The following is a 25,717-nucleotide window of genomic DNA, read 5'->3' on the forward strand; positions in this document are numbered from 1 at the left end:
CTAGCCACTTTGGCACTTTGTCTTGCTGCTTTTCACAGCAGTTTTAAAGGGATTGAAAATCCCCGTGTCCTTGGTTCGATTCCGAGTCCGAGCACCACTATTCTAAAGAACCCGCCCACAAGGCGGGTTTTTGCTTTTTGGCATTCCGGGTGATTTCCGGGCGTGTTGAATACTGATGTTGTCTGTAAGTATCTCTTTGCCGGCAATATTCTGCAAATCACCAATCGTGGTTGTCAGCAGTCTGCCCGCCAGGATACGGCTATCTTTGTTCAGCAGCTTGTCACTGATAATCGTCAGGTCTGCACCGGACTGAATAACACCCGGCTCTGTGGTTACAACCTGCGTGACCTCAATCGTCCGGGTGTAGTTATATTCATAAAATTCATTTCCGCCGGTGCTGAAGAAAGGGAAGAGATCATGGATGAAGATCTCTGAAAGTGAATGGGACTTTTTTCCGGGATACTTACAGCGGCACCGCTCAGCGCCAGCGTAAATCCGCTCTGCTTCTGTTCGGTTTTTGTCAGCTCGGTGTGCGTGTTTTCAGCGGCGGTGACCGCAACGGATTGTCCGGAGAGACGGATATCTTTTTCCGCCACCACATCACTGCCGTGAACAGAGAGATTCTCCCCGGCGGTCAGGCTGACATTTCCTTCGGTGCTGCCCAGCGTGCTGCCTTTGCCATAACGGCTGTCGCTGTCGGTGGTCTGTTTCATTTCCTGTTTACCGACGGTAAAACCGATACCGCCGGAACTCATCAGGCCGGATTTTTTCTCCTCGCGCAGATGCGTTTCCTCACGGGCTTCATCCGTGGTGGTGACCGTGATATTTTTCCCGGCCGTGGCGGTCAGGTCGTTATCGTTACCCTAGTCGCCGTTTTCAGTCCGGGTGGTGGTCACCGTTCCCAGCGTGATGTCATTCCCGGCGGTAATGGTGGTTTTGCTGTCTTTGCCGTCGGTGTGACCGAATCTTTCGCGTTCAGGGTCAGCTTACCGTTATCCCCCTGCACATAAATGCCCGCGATGCGGTTGAGGTGACGGTTATCCGCATCCCCCCGCCAGCGTACTTTCACTGTGGATAGCCTCTGCATTCACCGTCAGGGAATTGCCACCAGTCAGCGTACCACCGATATTATTCAGGTCACGCTGTGCATTAAGCAGCACATAATTACCGCTTACCGTGCCATGATTGAGAATAGTCGGAGATCCTTAATCCGACAGATCCCCTAAAGCCGCCTTTTATTTTTCTTATAACTAAGATACCACGTACCGCCTCCAATAATTGGAGCAGTTATTATTGCAACTCTGAATGCACTCTCTAAATCTGAAAAACAGAACACTCCTCCCTCTCTTAAAAAAAACCAAATTGTGATATTAATAAATAAAATTATAATACATGTCATTATAAACATAGAAAAAAAACACACCCCTACAAAAATAAAGAGCATCTTAATATTTTCATTTTTTTGATTCATTTTCTTTATTTCCTGATTTTTGTATCAAATCATGTATCTTGGAGTTCGAATATTCAGTGGCAACCGCACCTCCCGCGTTTCCAAAAGTACCCGGCAATTGAGCAGATCCCATATCTTTCGACAACCCCAATTGCCCCTGAATAGCACCACCTTGTATCCGGGGGTTATATTTAGGATCAAAACCGTTAGATTTCCAGTAACCCCATTTATTTAAACCATATTTTATACCACTACCGAATCCATATCCTAATCCGGAACCAAGTCCGGCAGTCCCAGCCCCCATTAATGGATCTTCCCCTTTAACATAAGCGGAACCTGCCCCCATCGAGGCATTGATACTAACAGTTCCCCAAAAACCAGTGTTTCCGGTCAATGCACCAGTCCAATACGCAAATATAACATCATTTAAATCAACAGATTGTGTAAATGCATATTGAATACCCGTATTCGCCGTTGCGCCAATAATACTCGTTGTTGCCGCCGTTTCAGGTAATAAAGGCCAGGCAATTACACTGAATTCCATTGCTGTCATTGTTTGGCATGATATCGGAGTAGAACCATTACAGGCTTTTTCTATTTCCGCTTTTTTACTTGCTTCCCAATTCTCAATTGTGTTTTTTTTCCGCGCTTCTGCCGCAGCCATCACACGGGGATTCATTGCATTATTCTCAACCACAATCTTCCCTGCCTGCGCCGAGTTCGCCGCACCCTGCGTATCTCCGCCGACCAGACCACCGGCAAGACCGGATGCCAGCGTGGCCCATGCGCTGACATTCTCTTTTTCCTACTCGGTCAGTTCGCCCGGCTGTTTTTTGTAGACAGATTCGGCCAGGATACCGATAGCTTCACCGGTCATGGCGCCGGTAGCCTGTGCGGCGGCGTTTTCGCCTTTGGCCAGCGCCAGTGCTGCGTTGGCGATGCCGTGCGCCACTACCCGGGCCAGTTGTGAATCTGTGCCCTCTCCCGGAATCAGGTTTTTGATTTCATTGGCAATAAACGGTGCCGCACCGTTGGCCAGTGCCGCATTCAGGTCACCGTTCATCAGACCCTGTACCGCTGCGGTGGCTGCCTGCATGGCGCGGGTGTACTTGCCGCCGGTACCGAAGCCCGATTCCGCTAAGTTTTTCTCAACCTCTTTGTTAAATAACAGTGCACTGATCGCTTCATCGTCCGTTTCTTTACCGTCTGCCGTCAGTGCCGCTCTGGCGTTATCGATATCATCCTTACTATACTTTCTGATATCAAAGCTTTCCTTCGCTTTTTCTGTGGCTTTGATTTTTGCCTCAGTCCGGGCAATATCTATCACCTGAACACCTATCTCACCGAACAGTTGCTGCTCTTTCACCCGGTTCTGCTCTTTCTCTTTATCAAATATCTGATTAAGGGCGGAGTGGGCGTTGTCCGTATCGCGGCTCAGGTCTGCCACGTCTTGTTTCTGATTTTCCGTGTCGCGGATAATCCATTGCAGGGTAAATCATTTTGACCTGGCTTTTTAGAAAAAAATGTATCATTTTCGGTTATATAACCGGATATATTTCTTTTATATATGCTTCAACAAACGGCTTTAATTCATGAAACGAATAAGGTTCTTTAGATTGAACTAAATAGCTATCATCATAAATAACTCTCGGATTCAATGTGAGTGATATTACATATAAAATTAAAACTGAAAATTTTAAATTTAACTCACCCCTGGCTGAAACACTTCCCATATAGGAATATTCAATGTCTTCTTCATCTCGTAATCCCTCTTCAATAAAATTGAAACTTAACCAGCAAAAGTAACCAGAAATATGGTCATGTATATATATAAACTTATCATCCAAACTTAATCCTTTTTTGGCCGTCAGTCCAATTGTCAATTGCTGATTTGGTAAGGACAGATTAACAAAACCTTCAGCAATGCTATTAAATACATCTTCAAACTGAGGAAGAAATTTAATAGGAAATAAAATACTATTAGACATTATCTTTCTCCACCTTTAGTAATTGAACCACTTGTAACATTAAGCCAACCATCCTGGGTTTTAATATATATATTATTTACTGTACCTTCTTTTGTTACATTACTAACAGGCGAACCAGGCTTAAAATGGTCTATCATTTCTTTCATACTCACACCAGTTTTAGATGCATCTATGTATAAGTCTCCCTGATAGCCTGCTTTTTGCATATCTTTAGCGCCACTAACAATATTACGTCTAATTGCATTGATGCTTTTTCCTTCAACCAACTTCAGTTGGACCGGAACGCCATCTAACCATCCATCAATTCCCTGGAAATTTGCTTTTTCAGCACCTTTAAAACTGCCACCTTTATATTTAACAATATCTAAAGCTTGTTGGTATTCATGCGGTTCTAATGCATTCTGCAATACAGTACCTTTTGTTCCCGCCGGTAATTTAACAATCTCCGAATTGCTAACTATTATTTTATTGACCATATCAGGTGAAATATCTCCACCTTTTTGCTGCATACTCTTCAGTGCTGCCAGCTCAGTCATTTTATCAAATGTTAGCTTACCTCCGGTTGCAGTACTACCAGTTATTGCTATCCCTGCTGGAGTTGCATCAGCTCCCAGCATTTCAATAATCCAGACGCCTATCTGGTTCGCGCATAAAACAGGGTTTTCAGCGCATGCTATTGCGCCTGTTTTTGCAGCTGTTGCTAATTCCGGCGCAACGGTCGCCGCATAGTATCCCCCTGTAGCAATTGCATATAACTTAATCGCAGTTTTTGTATTTTCTTCGGCAATTTCGCGTTGCTGCAGTTCTATTATCGCTCCTTGGTCACCTGATTCTGCCCTTATTTCAAGCTCATGAACATATGCATCGGTTAATTTATATAACGGGTCATTTGAGTTTTTAAAATCCTCTGAGTAGCTATCAATATCAGGAACCAGCATAACCAAGGAGTTATTTTCAACGGTCGTTTTCCCGGCCTGCGCCGAATTCGCCGCACTCTGCGTATCACCGCCCACCAGACCACCGGCAAGACCCGATGCCAGCGTAGCCCATGCGCTGACATTCTCTTTTTCCTGTTCGGTCAGTTCGCCCGGCTGTTTTTTGTAGACAGATTCGGCCAGGATACCGATAGCTTCGCCGGTCATGGCGCCGGTGGCCTGTGCGGCGGCGTTTTCGCCTTTGGCCAGCGCCAGTGCTGCGTTGGCGATGCCGTGCGCCACTACCCGGGCCAGTTGTGAATCTGTGCCCTCTCCCGGAATCAGGTTTTTGATTTCATTGGCAATAAACGGTGCCGCGCCGTTGGCCTGTGCCGCATTCAGGTCACCGTTCATCAGACCCTGTACCGCTGCGGTGGCTGCCTGCATGGCGCGCGAAGCCTGACTCTGTCAGATATTCCTCTACCCGCAGATTAAATTCAGCCTCTGTAGGCTTTTTACCCTGAAAATCTGCTTTGGCTTTTTCTGTTGCATTCGCTTTGGCATGTGTCCGGGCAATATCTATCACCTGAACACCTATCTCACCGAGCAGTTGCTGCTCTTTCACCCGGTTCTGCTCTTTCTCTTTATCAAATATCTGATTAAGTGCTGAGTGGGCGTTGTCCGTATCGCGGCTCAGGTCTGCCACGTCCTGTTTCTGGTTCTGGTTTTCCGTGTCGCGGATAATCTATTTGCCGTCTGAGACCGCCGCGTTGCTGCTCTCTTTTTTGTTACCCGCCACAGCAAAGGCATTGCCCGGGTTGGCGATTGACCATGACACCGTTTATTATTGAATTCGGTGACTGCCTGAACGATCACCTTTAATGCGGTAGCAATTACACAGAATTATTTACAGGGTTCGCTATTTAGATCAAATCTTCACCATTGAGAAGGACTATTACATTATTTTTACCTAATTCATTCTTTAGCAAACTAGCTATATCGTCTATAGATATAGAAAACGACTTATCATTTGCCGATATATATAAATAAGATTTTGGTATTAAACCAAACTCATTAGATATCTCTATGTCTATAGAGTCCGGAAGAGCAGCCTTAGATAAATAATACTTCCCCGGGAAAATATCAGGGTATTTTACGGTGAAAAAATCCAATTTTTTTTTGTAAATCCTTAGTATTATAGCTTGTAAAACAAGTGATTCCTATCGACATAATTTTTCATTTCATCCTCATAACATTACCAGATTTATCAACGATGATAACTTTATCCAGTCCCATTACCGGCCATTTAGTCAATTGCTGCTGTAGTTCAGGAACAGAGACTTTTGTATCCGACATGTTAATCACTACATTGGTTGTTTGTCCGCTTGTCACTTTACGCTTTATTTCACTATATATATTCCGAACATTACCTGACTTAGGTGCATAGTATAGAGAGTAACTAATTTGTCGGTATAAGCATCTTTATCTGATAAATAAATAATATTTTGGGATGCTTCCTTTAGGTTTCTTCCAGCCTTTTGATCTTCAAGTGCTTTGTCTCTTACATCCCGATCATCCGGGCTTAAGAAATTATTCTCAACCGTCGTTTTCCCCGCCTGCGCCGAATTCGCCGCACTCTGCGTATCACCGCCGACCAAACCACCGGCAAGACCCGATGCCAGCGTAGCCCATGCGCTGACATTCTCTTTTTCCTGTTCGGTCAGTTTGTAAGCATCCCGGATAAAACCAATTTTTCTATTATTTTCAGTGGTTAAAGAGCGATTTTCCCAATGCTTTTTTACATTTTAACTCAAAAGTCCCGACGTGCCTTTTGGGTTTTATGAGGCTTTTCTTGAACATGTTTCGTAGTAACGTAAAAACACCGACGACTAAAGAAGAAGTGGTCAAAACCAGACACTATACAGTGGATAACCACCCCTAACCGCGGTAACCCCACGCAACTGACATTAAGCGGTATTAAGCGGTAAGTGGCTAACAGAGATGGGGTTGAGGTAGGAAGCCACTATACCCTCACTCGCCAAGCCGGACAGTTGATTATCCGGCTGGCTGAGGGGGAGTGAGACTATTTCGATATCATGTATAGCGCTCTTTAAGCCTCATCATAGAGCGCTCTATTGTTTCTTTATTCTCTGGATGCTCAGTTATATAACTATCTGTTATAACCTGCATTAACTCAACAAATTTCTGAGGTGAAAGCGTCGAACTTTCATAGTCTCCAAACATAAAACTAACCTCATCAAATTCATCAGGTATATCCCAATCTTGGTCTAATGCATAACCATTACCTTCTGAAGGAGAAAAACCATGCCCTTCACTAGCCGTACTTAAAAATGTGGGGTATGTCATTTTATTTTTTTCTAACGTTTCAAAAATAATATCATATAAATCCCTGCCATTGTTATCATACAGCTCTTTCTTTACATTTATTAACCAATCTAATTTGTCAATAATCATTTTTTATCTCTCGGTGGCATTGTTATAAATGCGTTGTTAATTTCTCCAGTTTTTGCATCTCGAGTTACTTGAAACCAGTAACCATCAACTTGAGCTGAATATTGCCTATAATCTGGATTGTTTTTGAAAAAACTCTCCGCTTTTTGAGAAGCCTTATAGGACATATCGTTAATTTTTGAGTCAGACAATACTGTAGGATCATATGTTGTTTTTGTTTGCTCTGCCTTAAATCCAATTTGCTGACCTCTACCATTAACAGCTGGAATTTGATATTGATACTCCACTAAACCAGGATACTTTTTATCCGTTATAGTTAGATTTATTTTAGCCCCAGTCATTTCAACAGACTCTAGGAATGCATCTTGTTTATGGGCTCCTGAAATAGTTCCTTGTCTGCGATTTAAGACACCTAATTGAGTGTTATGCTCTGCAATTTTATTGGTAAGATTTTCTGGAATTAGTTTATTTATTTCATTAGTCTTATCATAAGGAAATGATGCACCGCTGGATGACTGCGAGGCTGGGTTAGAAGGTGATTTTGATGATAGTGATTTGCTGACCATTTCCGGCGAAACTTTACCGCCCTGCTGCTGCATACTCTTTAACGCGGACAATTCGGATAATTGATTAACAGTAAGTTTCGCTGTAGCTGTACTTCCGGTTATCGCTATTCCTGCAGGTGCCGCATCAGCTCCCAGCATTTCAATAATCCAGACTCCCACCTGGTTTGCACATAAGACCGGATTTTCCGCACAGGTAATTGCACCTGCTTTTGCAGCAGCGATGATTTCAGGCGCAGCAGTTGCCGTATAGTAGCCACCGACAACAGTTGCATACAAAACAACCGCTGTTTTTGCATTCTCTTCGGCAATTTCTCGTTGTTGCAGCTCTATTATTGCCCCTTGGTCACCTGATTCTGCCCTTATTTCAAGCTCATGAACATATGCATCGGTTAATTTATATAACGGGTCATTTGAGTTTTTAAAATCCTCTGAGTAGCTATCAATATCAGGAACCAGCATAACCAAGGAGTTATTTTCAACCGTCGTCTTCCCGGCCTGCGCCGAATTGGCCGCACTCTGCGTATCTCCGCCCACCAGCCCACCGGCAAGACCCGATGCCAGCGTAGCCCATGCGCTGACATTCTCTTTTTCCTGTTCCGTCAGTTCGCCCGGCTGTTTTTTGTAGACAGATTCAGCCAGTATACCGATAGCTTCGCCGGTCATGGCACCGGTGGCCTGTGCGGCGGCGTTTTCGCCTTTGGCCAGTGCCAGCGCCGCGTTGGCGATGCCGTGGGCGATGGTGCGTTTCAGATTGGCGTCGGCGTCATCATCCGGGATCAGGTTTTTGATTTCATTGGCGATAAACGGTGCAGCGCCGTTAGCCAGTGCCGCATTCAGGTCACCGTTCATCAGACCCTGTACCGCTGCGGTGGCTGCCTGCATGGCGCGGGTGTACTTGCCGCCGGTGCCGAAGCCTGATTCCGCTAAGTTTTTCTCAACCTCTTTGTTAAATAACAGTGCACTGATCGCTTCATCGTCAGTTTCTTGACCGTCTGCCGTCAGTGCCGCTCTGGCGTTATCGATATCATCCTTACTGTACTTTCTGATATCAAAGCTTTCCTTCGCTTTTTCTGTGGCTTTGATTTTTGCCTCAGTCCGGGCAATATCAATCACCTGAACACCTATCTCACCAAGCAGTTGCTGCTCTTTCACCCGGTTCTGCTCTTTCTCTTTATCAAATATCTGATTAAGGGCGGAGTGGGCGTTGTCCGTATCACGGCTCAGGTCTGCCACGTCCTGTTTCTGGTTTTCAGTGTCGCGGATAATCCATTTGCCGTCCGAGACCGCCGCATGGGTGGTGTTGCTGCTGCTCTCTTTTTTATTATCCGCCACAGCCAGCGCACTGCCGAGGTTGGATACCAGGTTACCGCCGACTGCGCCGCCGGAGCTCAGGCTGCCGCCCTGGTGCTCCACCTGATATTCCGCTTTGTTTTCCAGATTGTTAAAGCCCAGCGTACCGGTATCGAGGGTATTTTTGTCTTTATCTGCCGTCGAGGCAATCACCGCACCGTCAAGCTGCGTGTGTTTGCCGACAGTAACCTCAAAGCCCTCTTTCCCGGCATAAATACCCGTCTGGTTCTGTACTGATTCGTATTCACTGTGCATCTTATCGCGGTTTGCCGAGATATTCAGTGAACCGCTGCTCAGACCGATGCTTCCCCCGGCACTGAGACTGGTTTGTTTCGCGTCGTAGTTATCAACCGCCTGCTCACTCTGCAGTGTCAGGTTGCCGCCGGTATTGACGATAACTTTTTCACCCTGTGCCTGTGCGCCTTTCAGTGTGGTGTCGTTGCCGCTGTTAATCGTCAGGGTTTTGCCCGCGTTCACCGTGGTATCGGTGGCAAACTGGCTGTTACCTTTTTCGAACCCTTTGCCTTTGTTCACGCTGGCGTTGACATTAAAACCCGCGCCGTTTGAACCAAAGGTGATACCTACCCCCACCGAGCTGCCTTTGCTGCTGTTTTTACCGTCCACCCTCTGTGTGTTCTGCGCAGAAGTCAGTGCGATGTCATTCTCTGCATTGAGGGCGAGATTGCCGCCCGCCTGCAACTCACTGCCGGTGACCGCAATATTCCCGCTGTCCGGGGTTTTACCGGTGGCGTTAATGGTCAGATTATTCCCCGCACTGACACTGCTGCCCTGTGCGGTGGTCTGCCGGGTGGCCGTTTCGGATGATGAGGAGCTGCTGCCGTAAGACAGATTCACGCCGAACGCAGAGCCAGCATCTCCCTGAACATCGGCCAGACGACCGGCTTCCAGCGCCTGGGCGCCGGATAGCCCCGCCTTGATATTCTGCAGGGCTTTCACGCGGCCGTTTTCCGTTTCTTTTGCGTCATCCGCTGTCTGTACAGCGGTATTAAGTGCTCCGCCTGCGGCACCACTCAGCGCCAGCGTAAATCCGCTCTGCTTCTGTTCGGTTTTTGTCAGTTCGGTGTGCGTGTTTTCAGCGGCGGTGACCGCAACGGATTGTCCGGAGAGACGGATATCTTTTTCCGCTACCACATCACTGCCGTGAATGGCAAGGTTTTCCCCGGCGGTCAGGCTGACATTTCCTTCGGTGCTGCCCAGCGTGCTGCCTTTGCCGAAACGGCTGTCGCTGTCGGTGGTCTGTTTCATTTCCTGTTTGCCGACGGTAAAACCGATACCGCCGGAACTCATCAGGCCGGATTTTTTCTCCTCGCGCAGATGCGTTTCCTCACGGGCTTCATCCGTGGTGGTGACCGTGATATTTTTCCCGGCCGTGGCGGTCAGGTCGTTATCCGCAATTACCTGACTGCCCTCAACGGTAAGATTATTGCCGGCTTTCAGGGTGACGGTATCGCCGCCGAACTGGCTACTGACCGCATCGGTGCGGTGTACTTCGTCGTGGGTTTCCAGTGATGAGGCGGAGAGCAGACCTTTGCTGGTCTGTTTACTGTGCTCAGTCAGGTCAGAAACGTCTTTGCCGGACTGAATGGTAATATCGCGCCCGGCAGTGACCGTCAGGGCATTTTTGGCATCAACCGTTGCGGCGGTGGCGTTCATATCCCGCCCCGCGTTCAGGGAGATATCCCCGCCGTGCAGTTGTGATCCGGTATCTGTCTGCGTGGTGAGGTGACGATAATTATCGTTACCCCAGTCGCCGTTTTCAGTCCGGGTGGTGGTGACGGTACCCAGCGTGATGTCATTCCCGGCAGTAATAGTGGTTTTGCTGTCTTTGCCGGTAGCAGCAATATCAGTTGCCGTCAGTGTGACCGAGTCTTTCGCGTTCAGGGTCAGCTTGCCGTTATCCCCCTGCACATAAATGCCCGCGATGCGGTTGAGGTGACGGTTATCCACATCCCCTGCCAGGGTGGTTTCACTGCGGATGTTCTCTGCATTCGCCGTCAGGGAATCTCCTCCGATGAGTGTACCTCCGAGATTATTCAGGTCACGCTGTGCATTAATCAGCACATCATTACCGCTGACCGTCCCCTGATTGAGAATGTCCCCTGCATTGATGGTCAGTGAGTCTTTACTGAGGATAGAGCCGCTGTTAACCAGTTGTCCGTTTACCGTAAATTGGGTGCTCTTACCGGCCAGCAGTGCGCCGTCACCGGTTAAATCCCCCGGTTTCACACGGGCATAGACCTGCGGTACCAGGACTTTTTCGGTGCTGCCGTCCGCCAGGGTGATGGTTTTCTCAACCAGCCACACCATGTCGCCGGTCAGCAGTGCCATCTGCTCTGCGGTCAGTGCCACGCCCGGGGTCAGATTATATTTTTTACCGAAGATGATGCCGTTATCCATCAGCGCTTTGAATTGTTCTTCGTCGTTACGGTAATTGCCGAGATAACGCTGCCCGGAGAGTGTCACGATCTGGTCAGTAATAAGCTTCTGCTCGTAATAGCCGTCACCGAGGCGTTTGTGCATCTGGCTGTGATCACTGAGCAGCGACTGCTGCATATAATCAGTGCCCAGCCATTTTTTGCGGTTGGTAAAACGCGGGTCAGTTTCCACCAGATACTGACTGTCACTGCCGGGTTTCACATTAAACAGGCTGTTGTCTGGCAGCGTTATCGTGTTATTACCGGTACGGATCACAGTGTCTGCTGTGGTGCCGCCGGTTTCTCCGATCACCGGAACATCAATGATCGCCGGAGCTGTGCGCCCGGAGGTATCCACCGCCTGAATGTCGGTCTGTGCATTCATTTCCCATTTATGCACGCCAAGGTCAGTGTCGGTGATCACCGGTGCGGGACGGTAACGGCTGTTATCTCTGCCCTGCGAGGTTTTGGTGCCGCCGATTTTCCGTTTTTTCTTTTTCGCGTACCAGCGGGTCTGTTTCCCGATATCCGTGACGATATGCACCCCTTTGGTGGCAATATTCTGCAAATCACCAATCGTGGTTGTCAGCAGTCCGCCCGCCAGGACACGACTGTCTTTGTTCAGCAGTTTGTCGCTGTTAATCGTCAGATCCGCACCGGACTGAATAACACCCGGCTCTGTGGTTACAACCTGCGTATCCTCAATTGTCCGGGTGTAGTTATATTCATAAAACTCGTCATTACGGGTTCCGTCCGGCATCACCGCGGTATGAACGCCGTATTTATTTTTACGGCTGGTATCGATATCTTTCCAGTTGAAGCGCTGTGTCTGACCTTTCAGTACGCCCTCATGAATTTTCTGTCTGCCGGTGACCTCAACCCGGGTGACCAGGTTGGTATTGATATTATTGATTTCCCGGATATTCAGCGTCATATCCCCCTGCGATTCCAGGGTGGAGCCGAGGTTATTAAACAGGTCAGCACTGCCGGTGGCGTGGTAATCCGCATCCAGTGTATGACCGATACTGAGCAGTCCCTGACTGTAAATCAGGCTCTGTCCGGTATTGTTCAGCGTACCGGTACCGATATTCAGGCTGTTGCGGGCGGCAATCACCGCCGAGCGGGATTTGTCTGCGGCGGCGGAGTTATTGAGGGTATCAGCCTGAAGCGCGATATTATCACCGTAGATCCGTCCGGTGGCGGTATTGTCCAGCGTGTTGGTGCTGATACGGGTATTGACGCCGTCAATCAATCCGGTGTTGGTGAGGGTGTTTTTAACCGTCAGCGTGGTGTTGTCCGCACTGATTTCCGCATCGCGGTTATTGGTCAGATCTGAGGTTTTAATCGTGACCGCATTGCCGCCCTGAATCAGGGCCTCATTCTGCACACCGTTTTTCACAATCATGGTCAGGCTGCCGTTGGCCTGTACCTTTTTCCGGTTGGTGAACGCATCATTCAGGGACAGTGACATATCCCCTGACGATAACACATCGCCGTCACCGCTGAGGCTGCCACTGCTGACCGTCAGATTCTGACCGGCAATCAGTGTGCCGCCGGTGTTGGTGAGGGTATTGGTGGTCAGCGCCGCGCTTTTATGTCCGGCAACCGTGCCCCGCGTGTTATCCAGTTCACGGGCGGAGAAAGTAAGCTGTTTGCCGCCGCGCAGTTCCCCGTCGCGGTTATCCGTTTTTCCGGTGACGGTCAGTTGTGCCTCAGCACTGCCCTGAAGTTTTCCGCGCTGGTTGCTCAGTGTTTCTGCGCTGAGGGTCAGATGTTGTCCGGCGATCACTCCCTGTGTGTTATCAAGGGTATGCTGTACCGCCAGTGTCAGTGCACCGCTGTCGCGCTGCACCATTTTTCCGTCACGGTGAGACAGGGAATTCATCTCACCGGTGATAGTGCGGGCTGAGGTTTCACTGTTATCCATCTGATAATTTCCGCCTTTCATCATCAGATGACCGTTAGAAACAATCACACCGTTTTGTCCGGTGAAGTCCGGCGTGGTGATACTGACCGTACCGGTTCCGGCATGCTGAATGCGGCCTTTTTGGTTATCAATTCTGTCTGCATTCAGCGTGATATTATTGCTGTTGGCGGCGATCGTGCCGTCTTTATTAATGATCCCGTCTTTGTGGTTCAGTTTCAGATCATCTGTACTGATCTGAATTATCTGCCCCTGTGTGTTATCCAGTTTGCGGGCGGTCAGTTGCAGCGCACCGGCGGTCAGTTTGCCGCTGCGGTTATCAATACCGTCCGGCGCAACTGCGGTCAGCGTACCGGAAGCGGAAACGTCCGCATTTTTCAGGTTCAGTCCGGAGGCGGAGGTCAGCGCCATGTCTTTTGCTGCCGTGCGGCTGTTTTCCAGCGAGATGTCTGCTGCGGTGACCGCCATACGGTCATGTGCCAGTTGCTGTCCGTTAAGGGTGGCACCTTTCGCGGCGGTCAGTGTCATATTGCCGGTCTGTGTCAGCCGCCCGTCTTTATCCGCTCCGGCCGCCATCACGGCACCTGCGGCATTATTCAGTGCCTGACTGTCTGAGGTGATATTGCGTCCCGCCAGGATCTGTTTTTGGTTATCCGTATCCCCGGCGGTGCTGAGCTGAATATCCCGCCCGGCACTGACTGTACCGGTATTGGTGATATTATCAGTCAGTGTCGCTTTCACGTCCGTTGCTGCAGTAATAATACCGCTGTTCTGTAATTTGCCGTCAGCGGACAGGCTCAGTTCACCAACCTGCGCCCCGATAGTGCCCGCATTGCGCACACCGACGCCGTGTTCGGTGCCGACCAGTTTAATTTTATTGCCATACATACCGCCGACCGCCGCGACATCCAGCGCAAACGCAGGTGTAGTGCCGTCAGCCGCTTTTTGTGTCACCACATTACCCTGCGCATCCGTGATGTTGCGCCCGGTGGTGATGGTCAGATCCTGTGCATGCAGTTTGGCATTGACTTCCACCGCACGTCCTATCAGCCGGGTATAGTTGCTCTGCGCATCATTCATTCCTTTGCCGGTAATGGCTATCTGCCCTTTATCGACATCAAAGCCTTTGACCCGGCCCTGTTCCAGTAAAGCTTGTGCAGCAGCCATGGTGGTCTGTCCGGCATTGATAAAACCACAGCCGTTACAGGTGATCCCCGCCGGGTTGGCGATGATCACATCCGCCCGTTTCCCGGCCACTTCGACAAAACCGTTAAGCTGACTCGGATTAGCGCTGTTGACCTCATTGAGGATAATGTTTGCCTCGCCTTTGGCCACCCACGGGTTGGCAGTGACCAGCCCGCCCAGTTGTGTCTGCGTGTTGACTGCGCTGTTATTGAGGATCGCGCCTTTCTGGTCAACATCAAACTGACTGTACTGGTTACGGGATACACCATCACTGTTCGGCGCCTGAATATTGACCTGCGGCGTACCGTTGGCGGAGGAGATCACGGTCGGCTGCTGATTACCGGGAGCGGAGCCGTCCGCCACAATACCGCCCGCCGTCACCGGCAGGGCAATCCAGCCGAGCAGCAGCATCATACTGAGCCGCAGCGGGGAAATTACCGCAGTCAGTGAGGTAATGTCCGCGCTGTTCTGTGTGCGGGATTTGTCGCTGCTGTGATTTTTTGCCAGTTCGGATACCACCATCATCATCTGGCGGGCTTTGTTAAAAATAATCCGGTAACAGTGTTTGTTCATAATCTCAGTTCCCTGAAAATCGGGTAATCATCCGTACAGCGGGCATCAGTACTGCCAGCTCACATTAAAATTGAAGACAGCATTGTCAGTTTTGAAGCCGTCCGGTTTCGAGAACGGTGTGCCGACAGAAAAATCATACGACAGCCCCGCCGGGCTCAGCGCCCCGCGCAGGCCGAGCACGCCCCCCGCGAGTGTCCGGCCGATCAGCCAGTCGCGGTTATGCCCGTCGACACGGCCGTAGTCCGCACCGATATACAGTTGCTGCTGCGGCAGCGGCGTGTTCCAGGAGAGGGTGTTGCGGAAATACCAGCCGTCATCACTGCTCAGCGTCCGTTCGCCGTCAAAACCACGGACACTCCAGCGGTTGCCGATAGAAAACTGATCCTGCGGGGTCAGCGGAGTACCGCTCAACTGGCGCAGGTACTCGCCCTGATACTGAAACTGCTGTTCACCCAGTGCAAAGGGTACAGTCAGAGAGGCGGAGAACTGTAAGATACGGGAGAGCGCCGTGGCGTAATCGTCACTGCCGGCGGGACGGTACTCCTCCCACGCAGGCATCGCGCCGAACCAGCGCGTACCGCGCTGATAACTGACACCCGCATCCAGAACCGATGTCCCGATGTACTGCCGGTGATCCAGCCCGATTTTCCAGGTGCTGGTGCGGCGTTTCTGGTTCTCAATTTCAGTTTCCTGAATATAGTTACGGGTCTGGCGGAGATTCACACCGTAGTTCAGTGAGGTTTTGGCCGTCGCGTCGCGGTACAGCACATTACTGAGCTGTGCATTGAGGGTTTCACTGCGGCCTTTGTAACGCGCGTCGCCGTTGAGCAGTGCCACGGTCTGCACGTAGTCGTACTTACTGCCGGTCAGCGCAAACTGCCAGTAACCGAGCGGTACAGAATAGTGGGCACTGTAGTTGGCGGATTCTTTCCCGCCGGTAAACAGCAGGTCACGGGTAGCGGTCACATAAAACAGGTCACTGAGGGAAAGCGGATTATCCAGTGCGAACATCAGCCCGCCCTGATTTTTCCCGGTACTGTCCGTGCCGGAGTTGTCCACCCAGGCATTGAGCCGCCATATTTTTTTCTGTTTGCGGGTGATAACGATATCACTTTCACCGGGTTCATCACCGGGCACCAGCTCCATTGAGGCTTCCACGGTCGGCAGGCGTTGTAAGTTTTCCAGTCCCTGCTCAATATCCCGCAAATCAAGCACGTTGCCTTCGCGGGCAGGCATGGCGGTGTAAAGAGTGGCGTACTTATCTGAATCATCCGTGAAGCGCACCTGGCGCACACGGCCCGGAACCACAACCAGCGACAATTTCCCCTGTGTCAGATCCTGCTGCGGCGCCAGCACCCGGGTGGTGACCCAGCCGTGGCTGATCAGGCGGTTCTGTATATCGGACATCAGCAGATTAATGCCCTGTACACCAAGGCACTGTCCCGCGCCCTCATTGGCCAGACGCTGTAACGGCAGCCAGTGCGGCAGGGATTCCGTCCCGCTGACTGTCACCTGCTGAATATCAAAGCAGGGTGTTTCCTGCGGAAACGCAAGCTTACCGGCCGGGGCTGCGGGTGCTGCCAGACGAACATCCGGCGCCTTTGCACCAAATTTTTCTTCCAGTGCATCCTGCTGCTGTTGCTGATGGATAAACTGCTGATCACCGGGTGCACTGAAAGCAGAACCGGTCACAAAAATAAGCACCGCGCCGGGTAAGATGCGGTTGGTCACTCTGTTTTTCATATTATTCATAATTAAATAACGGCGCGGAGTATTGCCGGAAAGCGGATGCGGTATTGCACTAAGTGAAATTTTACCGGAGGAAACCGGATGCGGGAAAGTGAAAATACGCACGAATAGTTAAAAAAAGATAATATGTCGCCAATATGAACATCAGGACATTTTACAGTCATATTCAGTGTAAACAGGAAAATGACAGAATACGTCACTAATACTTATATATTAATTCAGTGAAATCAGAAAATTAACTGATGGATACATATATCCCGGTGACGCGGTTAATCCGTACATTTGTGTTTCAGCTGATATCTGCGCACCGGGATACTTCCACCACAACCCGGTACTTTCAATAATAAAACGCGACTGTCAGTCTTCAGGTATACTCTGCGGTTAAATAATTTAATATTCCTCATACCCTCAGATTATTTCCTTACTATTCTTAAATTGTTACACATTAATCTCTCATTACAACAGACATGAGTAGAGGCATTATCCTCTGCGTGATATTTTTTATCCACGGGCTGTATATCCGATATATCACCGGAAGACAGTATTTCCCCGGGTTCCTCATTATTTTATTACCAATTAAAAAATATTATTCCGTTTTATTTCCGGACGATTTTTATATAGCCCGCAACACCATATTAAATCTGATAAATAATTTTAATTCATTTTTATAACCAGGACTTGGATATGACATTTAATAATTCAGTGCTGATTGCACTGTTTTCTGTTTCTTTCAGCGCTTATGCCACGGATACACCGGAACCACCACCACCTTTTCAGTCAGAGGCTGAAACTCCTGATATTAATGCGATTCTCAGCAGTGCGACTGACGGCTGGCCAATCGCAAAGGATAAATGGGACAATAAATACCAATCTATTATCACCGGTAACCAATATATTAACGGGCAGACATTAACCCGCACCTGGTTTCCCGAGCAAATACTTTATGTCGAGAATAATTCTTACAGTCTGAATAATACGATCGATTCCTTCCAGACCACATTCAGAAGCGGTAGTGTTGCTATCGGGAATATTGTCAAAGGCGGAATTGCTAATCCATCTGATCCTTCCAAAATATACCGCGGCTTTATGTCGATGATGGACGATTCCGTAGCGTATAACACAATTGTTGAAAATAACGGAAGCATCAGTCTGAACAATGATGCCAAGGCGTATAACACCACGGTAAATACCGGCGGGAAAATGGTAGTCGGTACGCGGGGCTATGCCCAGGCAATTTTAATCGACGGCGGTTATCTGGAACAATCCGTTACCAGTACCTCAAATACCAAAGATGTCATCGTCGTCAATGGCGGGCAGCATATTATCTATGGCGGCACCGCAACCAACAGCCATATCGGTGGCGGCAGCTATCAGATGAGCAGCGGTAACACGATAGATACCGTGTTGTATAACGGCGCAGTTCAGCAGATCTATGCCGGAAAGGACGGAGTGACCGACAGCAATACAACAATTAACCACGGAGCATTGCAATTTGTTACCCACGGTAATACTGAAGATACCCGTGTTTATGGTACCCAGATTATTACCGGTGTTGACGGCGAATGGCTGAATGGCAAATGGACATCCGATGATGCTTTCCGGATTGATGAGCAGACAGCAAAGAATGCCATTATTTATGAAGGTGGTGTGCAGCGTATTCAGACCGGTGAAGCCATTGATACTCAGGTTTACGGACAGCAGATTGTCAGCGGTAAAAAAGGCGGCTGGACCGGCGGGCAGTGGGTTGAACGGGACGGATGGATTGGCAAAGATCAGGTTGCCACCGGGTCTGTGATCCATCAGGGCGGTCAGCAGATTGTTGAATACTATGCCGATGCGGTTGGTACGCTGGTTAACGGCGGCACACAACTGGTCAGGGAATTTGGTCATATTCAGGATACCACCGTTGAAAATGGCGGTTCATCCTTTATTGCCTATGGCGCATATTCCACCGGTGACCTGAATGTGAATAACGGTTCAGTAACCATGGAGGGCGGCAGCCTTCACAGCTGGACCGGTGCACTGGATGCGAAAGGCGCGTATGTTACCCGCCTTAATCTGGCCGGTGATAATGCGTTCCTGTATCTGAAGCATAATGACACCACCAGTGAATCCGAAGCGACCATTGAAAAACTGACCAACAACGGAACTGTGGTATTCGGCAGCAGCGACGGCAGTGATGCGGGTAAATACAGCCGCCTGCAGATTTCAGATCTGACCGGTTCCGGCACCTTTGTCATGAACACCAATATTAACGGCGGTACCGGTGATTTCCTGAATATCAGCAACAGTATCAGCGGTGAGTTTAATGTCAGAGTGATGGATTCCGGTCAGGAGCTGAAAAGCCGCGGCGGTGTGAATCCGCACCATCTGATTTTTGCCAACGGCAGTGACAGCAACAGTTTTGCACTGGTGAACGGCAGTGTTGACCTCGGTGCTTATAAATATTACCTGGTACAGGGTGATGAGCAGGACAGTGATAACTGGTATTTATCACCGAAAGCAAATGAACCGGCACCAAATCCGGACCCGGGTCCTGATCCGGAACCAAAACCGGAACCGGAGCCTGAAATCTCCGAGAGCGGTAAAAACGCCATCGCAATGGCAAACGTAACGCCAACTATCTGGAACAGCGAATTATCCACACTGAGAACCCGCCTGGGTGATCTGCGTGATAACCAGACTGCGCAGGATGGTGTGTGGGGTAAATATATCGGCAGCCGTAACCGTATCTCAACCGGCAATGTCGGTTACACCCAGGATATGAACGGACTGATGCTGGGCAGCGACCACGCGATTGCGCTGGATAACAGCCGCCTGCTGATCGGCGGAATGTTCTCCTACACGCATTCTGAACTGGATGCCCGCACCAGTGACGGTAAAGTGGACAGCCTGGGTCTTGGTGTTTACACCACCTGGATGCACAACAGCGGCTACTATGTGGACGGCGTGCTGAAAGCCAACCATTTCAGAACCAAAAACAGCGCGCAGTTTAATGACGGCAAAACCACTGCCAAAGATAACACCAACGGTATCGGTTTCTCTGTGGAAGGCGGTAAACACATCACAGCGGGTAGTTACTTTATCGAGCCTTATGTACTGGGATCTTACTTCCGCGGCGAAAAAACGGACTACCGTTTCAGCAGCGATATGAAAGTGAAAGCTGATGCTGCTGAATCTGTGAAAGGTGAAATCGGTACCACATTCGGTAAAACGTTTATCACTGAAAACGGCGGACTGATTAAACCTTACGCCCGTCTGGCAGTCAGCCACGAGTTTAAAAAGAACAACGGCGTGGTGATCAATGACACCGAATCATTCAGCAACGATATGTCCGGAACCGTCGGTAAATACGGTGTGGGTCTGACTGCACAGATGAATAATCAGTGGTCAGCCTATGCAGAGTTCAACTATGCCAAAGGCAGCCATGTGGAAACACCTTACAGCGGCAACCTGGGTATCCGTTACAGCTTCTGATAATACAGCGGAAATAGCAAAACCGGCTCCGCGACAAGACCCCCGATAATGATCGGGGGTCTTTTTTTATGTCTGAATCCGGACATAAAAACAGAGACGCTGTTTTATTCAGCGATCGGACACCGGGCCTGGTGCGAAAAAGAAGCCGGATCAGATACAATGGGACAATACCAACCACTGACACCGGCGTTAGCCCCGGAGGGATTTATGGAAAATATAGTACCGGATAAATACTATGACATCGCGGATGAGTATGCGCTGGAATCGGAAGAGCCGGTTGAAGAGCAGGAGTACGACGGGCTGGCGCACTATTTCCAGCTGCTGATCACCTGTCTGACGAACGGCGAAGAAATCAGTGAGGATGCTCAGAAAAAGATGGCGGCTGAAGCCGGTATCAATAAACAGCGTATCGATGATATCGCAGAGTTTCTTAACCGCTGGGGTAACGATTAAATCTCTGTTGCCGCCGGACACAAAAAAGCCGTGATAACAGAATCGCTGTTATCACGGCCGGAAGTCTTATTTACAGTTAAAAGCGGTATTTCAGACCTAACATACCCTGTGTATCCGAGTAGTTATCACTGCCGGCCTGCTGTGCCACATTAAACCAGATATCTGCATTGCGGGTCAGTTGTCCCTCAATCCCCACTTTGATTTCACCAATATTGCGGGTACCGGACTGGCTGACGTGCTCACCATTCATGGAAACACCGGTCATCTTACTGTTATTCAGCCAGTTAATTTCAGCAAACGGCTGGAAGTGACGATCATTTTCTTTATCCTGCAATGCCTGTCCCAGACCGTATACTTTCACCCCGAGACGGGTCTGGATATTCCCTTCACCGGTTGCGGATACGCGGGTACCGCCCCTTTCTGTGTGTGTATCCATTTTCACACCCATATAAGTCACCTGTGCTTTCGGCTGAATATACCAGCGGTTAATACTGCCCTCACTGCCCTGTGTTTCATTGATCAGGAAGCTGTACCCGGCTTCAGCAGACAACGTGATACCGTCAGAGTTATATTTCTCTTCCGGTAATTCATCCCCGTCAACCCGGTTTTTAAACCAGTTATATTGCACCCAGCTGTCAACATACAGACCGGTTTTATCCGCCTCATTGGCGTAATAGGTGCCGTAGATCCCTGCACTGTAACCATCTGCGTGAGAGCTGGCCCGGGTATTTGTAATATGGTTTGTGGTCTTGCCGCTGATCCGGCCGTAACCTGCCATTAACCCGATATGGTAGCGGTTAAGATCATTATCAGACCACTGCGCGATATCCCCGCCCAGCTGTACCACATAACGGTTTGTTCCGGTTTTTAACTGCCCGTCACCGCTTTTCACCACTGAATGTCCGGCCACATTCCGCAGCCACAGACTGGTCACCTTGCGCTCACCGGTCAGCACATCGGTATATTGGGTTTCCCCGAGGCGATCATGCAGACGCACATTAAACAGGTTATTTGCCGTATACAGGTTATTAATATATCCCCCGGCTTCCGGGCGGACTATCGGTTTCGGCTCCGGCTCCGGTTTTGGTTTCGGTTCCGGCTCTGGTTCCGGATCAGGACCCGGTGTCACCGGGCTGTAGTCTGATGTCAGATACCAGTTTTTCTCATTACCGTTTTTACCGCGTCCCAGATAATAATCATACGCCCCGGCAACAATCCGCCCGTCCTGCGAGAAAGTACCGTCAGAAGTACCGTCAACGGTGATAACTTCAATACCATTAAGCGTCGTCAGTGTGCCCTGCCCGCCGATATTCACAAAACTGACTGTCGTGGTTCCGGCAGAATTACCTTTGATCAGCAATTTATCCGTCGGTGAATCATCCCCGTTCAGTACCGTGTTCAGAATCAGGCGGCCACCGTTACCGGTGTAATCGCCGGCTACGGTCAGTGTTTTCGGCACAAAGGCGTCCGGATCGGTCAGATCATCCGGTGCGTTATAACGGAGTGTTGCGCCGGTCAGTGTCAGGTTTGACAGCACAGAATCAGCCGTCATATTCCAGATACTGTTTGCACCGGCAATATCCATGTTAATGGTACCGTTTGTGGATGTATTCGGCGCGCCTGCCGCATTGTATTCCAGTGAGTTGGTACTGCCGGTAAACCGGCTGTTATCCGCCATCTGCAGATCAATAATTCCTTTTGTCTCCGCTTTCATATCACCGTCAACGGTGAATACGCTGCGGATGCTGTCACCGGACAAGCGATCAGAAGAGGTGATCTGTGAATCCGCGCCTTTGGCATACAGGGAAAATTTCCGGCCGTCACTGATTACATTGATGGTGGTATCACCACCGAGATACACCTGACTGCCCGCAGTGACTGTTGCACCGCCGACCTTTTTCGATCCGGCTTCGGCATAAATACCGTGCGCCGTCGTACCTTCGGCGCGGATATCCGTTGAACCCAGCTCGATAATACCGCCTTTGTTGGCATAAACCGCATGCGCTGAGCTGCCGTTTGCCACAATAGTGCTGTTATCGCCAATCACCACACGGGCATCGCCGGTTGCTGCTGAATTAGTATTCCCGGCATAAACCGCATAGCCGGTACCTAATTCCCGACCCAAAAATTCCAGATTACTGCCCGCTTCATGGGAAATAATGACCGCATTTTTCCCGAGAGTGATCAGGTTTTCATTTGTTCCCGTGGTTGATGAGTTAGCGCGGACGCCCATGCCCCAGGCATCAATATAGGCATTGTCACCTACAGTAATAATTGTGCCGTTGCTTTCCTTGCCAACGTTCAGGCCATCCGCAGAGGACCCGGTGGTTGTAATGGTTAATTTATCAATATTGATCTTACTGGCACCGTTTTTTGTCACAATTCCGTCAGCTTTGGCGCCGCTGGTCTCAATATTCAGTTCTTTAAAATTATAGGTGCTGCTGTTCCCGTAAACCGCCCACCCCTGGAGTGGAGAGGTTGACGCGTCCGGCGTGGTATTAATGGTCACACTTGCATAATCGGATAACGGGGTTCCGCCGTGATCACCGGCGCTGTAATAATAGATGGTTGAGCTACAGGTCAGATGTTTTTGTCCGTCTCCGTCTGTAACCGATGTGCAGGGATCCGCCATACCGGGAAGAGAATATAATCCCGACCCCAGTATAATAGATACCGGTAATGCGAATCTTTTTACAGATTTATATTTTTTCATAGGGGAAAGCCTCCCGGCGTAACAATAAAAGCAGGATATAAATATAAAAATAAATTTAAAAAAATATCCGTGGCTTTATAAATATATAAAGTCAGCAGATTTATATTATTATCGGACGTTATTCAGGTTATATGCATGAGTAACATTACGTGTATTTATATGTTATTACAACCGCATATACACATAAGCCGTGTTAATGATACTTATGTTAATAAATTGTTTTTATTATTTTTAACTGATATTTCAATGAATTAATATGAAAGATGTAAGTAAACATTACTTAGTAACAAAAAACCCGGAGTGTTTATTCTTTATTTATCTATATTTGGATTAAGAATAGAACAAAAAACCAAAATACTGCAATTTACACAAAATTTAATGTATTGAAACCAAATCAAACAGAATTTTGTTATAAATGTTATTTTTTACAACAAATTCCGGTATCAATCTTAACGCTTATATGATGTCACTAAAAAACAACTCAAATCATGCAAATTTCGATATAACACACTGTAAAATAATAAGTAATAAGATTATATCCCATGTTCACGAAAAACATAATGCACTGAAAATATACGTGTTTTTTAGATAAAATAGCGTTTTTTGTATCTATATTTACTTAACATACCTTATCAGACAAGATGCAAATCTGATCGAATAAAAAATTTCAACAAAAAAAACATGTAAAACATGAGAAATCCTTTATATTTTGCACTACATCAAATAAAAGCGATTAAACTACACACCAATTTTGTAAATTTATGAAAATAACAAAACACACGGATATTATATTTGCATCAAAAAATAACATGTGTTATTTAATTTTAATCATTCGATACAAAATTAGTTTTTTTGAAAAATACCAGAGATACAAATAAAACCCCAAAACACAACCGGTAATTATTTATCGGGAATAACAACCATTCCTGCTATGACAGATTTAATCTACGGAGATAAATGGTGCAGAAATTTCAATGCATAAATTCAGATTTACTCAATAAAAATATCGGGGAGGTACTGTACAGATTTCGTAAGCTGAAAAAAATAAGCGGTGAAAAATTAGGCTTTACACTTGAAATCAGTCAGCAGCAAGTCTCCCGCTATGAACTGGGTAAAGGTAATCTGACGGTCAGCCTGCTTTTCCGGATACTCACAGCTCTGGATATTTCACTGATCGTTTTCCTGAACGAACTCAGAAAACAATATGATTCCTCAGATATTGTTCATACATTATTAGATATAGATAATTCATTGTTTTTAAATAAAAATATTAACAGATTTGATTTCTTATTGTAAAAATACCCCCGCCTTTCTGCCCCGGCCATGCCACTGTCACCGGGGCCATGATCCCCTCAATAAATAGCCTGACTCTTTTATTTTTTAGGAAATACATCACTGAAAAATAAAAAGATACTGCTCCTCTGCGCAACAGATTGCACAGAAAACACACACCTGTAACACACGGAGGTTATTCCTCCGCTGTCTGTCACTGCAATAAACACAGAGGAAAAACAATGAATCAGGATCTCAGCACACAGGATTTGTCAGCACCGGCTGCCGGTATTGACCCGTCAGTGTTCGTCATGGGCGGTAACAGTGATATTGCTCTGGATTTGGTGGTTATCATTGATACCAGCGGTTCAATGTCTGATGAATCCGCCGATCTCAGCCGGGAAATAGATGCGGCGATAGAAAAAGCGGCTGCCCGCTGTCCGTCTCAGCTCAGGGCTACATTCCTGGGCATTCAGGATACCTGGCCAGGGACAAGGTTTGATAAGTCGCTGAGTGATTATCTGATGGGCAAAGGCGCTCCCGCCGGAAATCTGCAGGCCCGGGAACCGTTTCCGGAAGCCGACGGCCGTGATCACGCGGGAAATAAAGAAGATCTGTGCCGTGCCGTTATCGATGCCTGCAGATATTTCGACTGGCGTCCCGGCGCACGGCGGGCAGTTTTTGTACTCGGCGATGAAGGTATGGAGGGCGGCGGCGGAATACTGACTAACGCTGCCGTGATGAAAAACAGTGAAGCGATAAGTGTCGCGCAGCTCCACGGCGTTAAAGTATACACTTACCAGGGAACGCCGGATGACCGGCCGGAAAACCTTGACCGCTTCCCGTCTGTTGCAGAAAGAGACAAAGTGACAAAGGAGTATCAGCGGCTGGCAGAGCAGACCGGCGGACGTTCTTATATCTACACCACCGGTATTGCGAACTTCCTGCTGGTATTACAGGAAATTCTCTGTGACAGTCTGACTCCGCCGGTGATCCCGGATAACGGCCATTCACATGCGGACTGCCGCGATGTGTGCGAACAACTCTCTTCTATTATTTCCACCGTCAATAAGCTGGCGGATATCATCAACAAAGCTATTGATGCCTGTTGCAGCACAGATACTCATCATCACAAAGAAACCGCCGCCAAATGCAGTTGCTCAGATAAAGTCTGAGCGCTGTAAACCATAAAATGA

Annotated in this window: 20 protein-coding genes; 5 read left to right on the plus strand and 15 right to left on the minus strand. The window is 48.5% G+C overall.

Annotated elements, in window-relative coordinates; genetic code table 11:
• Positions 1-162: 162 nt before the first annotated feature.
• On the plus strand, positions 163-435 hold the full coding sequence (locus JC793_RS16770) for a hypothetical protein (RefSeq protein WP_218428512.1): 273 nt from the start codon (positions 163-165) through the stop codon (positions 433-435).
• On the opposite strand, the gene JC793_RS19660 is transcribed toward JC793_RS16770, so the two are convergent.
• From JC793_RS19660 to JC793_RS16825, 14 genes are all read right to left on the minus strand, one after another.
• Positions 333-755, minus strand: a complete 423-nt coding sequence (locus JC793_RS19660) for a hemagglutinin repeat-containing protein (RefSeq protein WP_348772304.1) — start codon at positions 753-755, stop codon at positions 333-335. The two genes, JC793_RS16770 and JC793_RS19660, sit on opposite strands and share 103 nt — an antisense overlap.
• Positions 756-892: 137 nt before the next feature.
• On the minus strand, positions 893-1,069 hold the full coding sequence (locus JC793_RS19665) for a hypothetical protein (protein ID WP_247717270.1): 177 nt from the start codon (positions 1,067-1,069) through the stop codon (positions 893-895).
• Positions 1,038-1,160: a hypothetical protein gene (locus tag JC793_RS19785; RefSeq protein WP_282102744.1), complete on the minus strand. Its 123-nt coding sequence runs from the start codon at positions 1,158-1,160 to the stop codon at positions 1,038-1,040. Before JC793_RS19785 ends, JC793_RS19665 begins: the two co-directional genes overlap by 32 nt.
• Before the next feature lie 294 nt (positions 1,161-1,454).
• On the minus strand, positions 1,455-2,147 hold the full coding sequence (locus JC793_RS16780) for a hypothetical protein (RefSeq protein ID WP_247717271.1): 693 nt from the start codon (positions 2,145-2,147) through the stop codon (positions 1,455-1,457).
• 108 nt (positions 2,148-2,255) lie between these two features.
• Entirely contained in the window at positions 2,256-2,897 is a 642-nt protein-coding gene (locus JC793_RS16785; RefSeq protein WP_218426752.1) for a hypothetical protein, read from the minus strand.
• A gap of 91 nt (positions 2,898-2,988) precedes the next feature.
• Complete coding sequence (locus JC793_RS16790) at positions 2,989-3,438, minus strand: hypothetical protein (protein WP_218426754.1); 450 nt, start codon at positions 3,436-3,438, stop codon at positions 2,989-2,991.
• Positions 3,438-4,766, minus strand: coding sequence for a VENN motif pre-toxin domain-containing protein (locus tag JC793_RS16795; RefSeq protein ID WP_218426756.1), 1,329 nt, complete (start codon positions 4,764-4,766; stop codon positions 3,438-3,440). The genes JC793_RS16790 and JC793_RS16795 overlap by 1 nt, the downstream gene beginning before the upstream one ends.
• Positions 4,756-5,058 (minus strand): hypothetical protein, encoded by a 303-nt coding sequence (locus JC793_RS16800; protein ID WP_166708602.1) that lies wholly within the window; start codon positions 5,056-5,058, stop codon positions 4,756-4,758. Before JC793_RS16800 ends, JC793_RS16795 begins: the two co-directional genes overlap by 11 nt.
• 217 nt (positions 5,059-5,275) lie before the next feature.
• Positions 5,276-5,524 carry a hypothetical protein gene (locus tag JC793_RS19905; protein ID WP_489886177.1) on the minus strand — a complete coding sequence of 83 codons (249 nt, stop codon included), beginning with the start codon at positions 5,522-5,524 and terminating at the stop codon, positions 5,276-5,278.
• 64 nt (positions 5,525-5,588) lie between these two features.
• Positions 5,589-5,744: a CdiA C-terminal domain-containing protein gene (locus JC793_RS19850; RefSeq protein ID WP_431739766.1), complete on the minus strand. Its 156-nt coding sequence runs from the start codon at positions 5,742-5,744 to the stop codon at positions 5,589-5,591.
• Between the two features lie 8 nt (positions 5,745-5,752).
• Positions 5,753-6,103: a VENN motif pre-toxin domain-containing protein gene (locus JC793_RS16810; protein ID WP_218428480.1), complete on the minus strand. Its 351-nt coding sequence runs from the start codon at positions 6,101-6,103 to the stop codon at positions 5,753-5,755.
• A 343-nt stretch (positions 6,104-6,446) separates the two neighbouring features.
• A complete protein-coding gene (gene cdiI, locus JC793_RS16815) occupies positions 6,447-6,827 on the minus strand; it encodes a ribonuclease toxin immunity protein CdiI (RefSeq protein ID WP_108655258.1) in 381 nt (126 codons plus the stop codon).
• Positions 6,824-14,857 (minus strand): two-partner secretion domain-containing protein, encoded by an 8,034-nt coding sequence (locus tag JC793_RS16820; protein WP_218426758.1) that lies wholly within the window; start codon positions 14,855-14,857, stop codon positions 6,824-6,826. The genes cdiI and JC793_RS16820 overlap by 4 nt, the downstream gene beginning before the upstream one ends.
• A gap of 45 nt (positions 14,858-14,902) precedes the next feature.
• Complete coding sequence (locus tag JC793_RS16825) at positions 14,903-16,600, minus strand: ShlB/FhaC/HecB family hemolysin secretion/activation protein (protein ID WP_247717272.1); 1,698 nt, start codon at positions 16,598-16,600, stop codon at positions 14,903-14,905.
• A 690-nt stretch (positions 16,601-17,290) separates the two neighbouring features.
• Here JC793_RS16825 and JC793_RS16830 point away from each other — a divergent pair.
• Complete coding sequence (locus JC793_RS16830; protein WP_218426761.1) at positions 17,291-20,083, plus strand: autotransporter outer membrane beta-barrel domain-containing protein; 2,793 nt, start codon at positions 17,291-17,293, stop codon at positions 20,081-20,083.
• Between the two features lie 207 nt (positions 20,084-20,290).
• Positions 20,291-20,536: a DUF2543 family protein gene (locus JC793_RS16835; RefSeq protein WP_046894627.1), complete on the plus strand. Its 246-nt coding sequence runs from the start codon at positions 20,291-20,293 to the stop codon at positions 20,534-20,536.
• 76 nt (positions 20,537-20,612) lie between these two features.
• Here JC793_RS16835 and JC793_RS16840 read toward each other — a convergent pair whose 3' ends face one another.
• On the minus strand, positions 20,613-23,249 hold the full coding sequence (locus JC793_RS16840; RefSeq protein ID WP_218426763.1) for an autotransporter outer membrane beta-barrel domain-containing protein: 2,637 nt from the start codon (positions 23,247-23,249) through the stop codon (positions 20,613-20,615).
• Between the two features lie 957 nt (positions 23,250-24,206).
• On the opposite strand from JC793_RS16840, the gene JC793_RS16845 reads away from it, so the two are divergent.
• Entirely contained in the window at positions 24,207-24,545 is a 339-nt protein-coding gene (locus tag JC793_RS16845) for a helix-turn-helix domain-containing protein (protein ID WP_166708608.1), read from the plus strand.
• Between the two features lie 218 nt (positions 24,546-24,763).
• Entirely contained in the window at positions 24,764-25,696 is a 933-nt protein-coding gene (locus tag JC793_RS16850; protein WP_218426765.1) for a VWA domain-containing protein, read from the plus strand.
• Positions 25,697-25,717 lie beyond the last annotated feature (21 nt).

Origin of the sequence: Morganella morganii, assembly GCF_019242955.1 — a bacterium.
GTDB lineage: Bacteria > Pseudomonadota > Gammaproteobacteria > Enterobacterales > Enterobacteriaceae > Morganella > Morganella sibonii.

Coding starts and splice junctions, on each gene's coding strand:
- JC793_RS16850 (WP_218426765.1), top strand. CDS start 24,764: ATGAATCAGGATCTCAGCACACAGGATTTGTCAGCACCGGCTGCCGGT.
- JC793_RS16840 (WP_218426763.1), bottom strand. CDS start 23,249: ATGAAAAAATATAAATCTGTAAAAAGATTCGCATTACCGGTATCTATT.
- JC793_RS16820 (WP_218426758.1), bottom strand. CDS start 14,857: ATGAACAAACACTGTTACCGGATTATTTTTAACAAAGCCCGCCAGATG.
- JC793_RS16795 (WP_218426756.1), bottom strand. CDS start 4,766: ATGAACGGTGACCTGAATGCGGCACAGGCCAACGGCGCGGCACCGTTT.
- cdiI (WP_108655258.1), bottom strand. CDS start 6,827: ATGATTATTGACAAATTAGATTGGTTAATAAATGTAAAGAAAGAGCTG.
- JC793_RS16790 (WP_218426754.1), bottom strand. CDS start 3,438: ATGTCTAATAGTATTTTATTTCCTATTAAATTTCTTCCTCAGTTTGAA.
- JC793_RS19660 (WP_348772304.1), bottom strand. CDS start 755: ATGAGTTCCGGCGGTATCGGTTTTACCGTCGGTAAACAGGAAATGAAA.
- JC793_RS16825 (WP_247717272.1), bottom strand. CDS start 16,600: ATGAAAAACAGAGTGACCAACCGCATCTTACCCGGCGCGGTGCTTATT.
- JC793_RS16835 (WP_046894627.1), top strand. CDS start 20,291: ATGGAAAATATAGTACCGGATAAATACTATGACATCGCGGATGAGTAT.
- JC793_RS16830 (WP_218426761.1), top strand. CDS start 17,291: ATGACATTTAATAATTCAGTGCTGATTGCACTGTTTTCTGTTTCTTTC.
- JC793_RS16845 (WP_166708608.1), top strand. CDS start 24,207: ATGGTGCAGAAATTTCAATGCATAAATTCAGATTTACTCAATAAAAAT.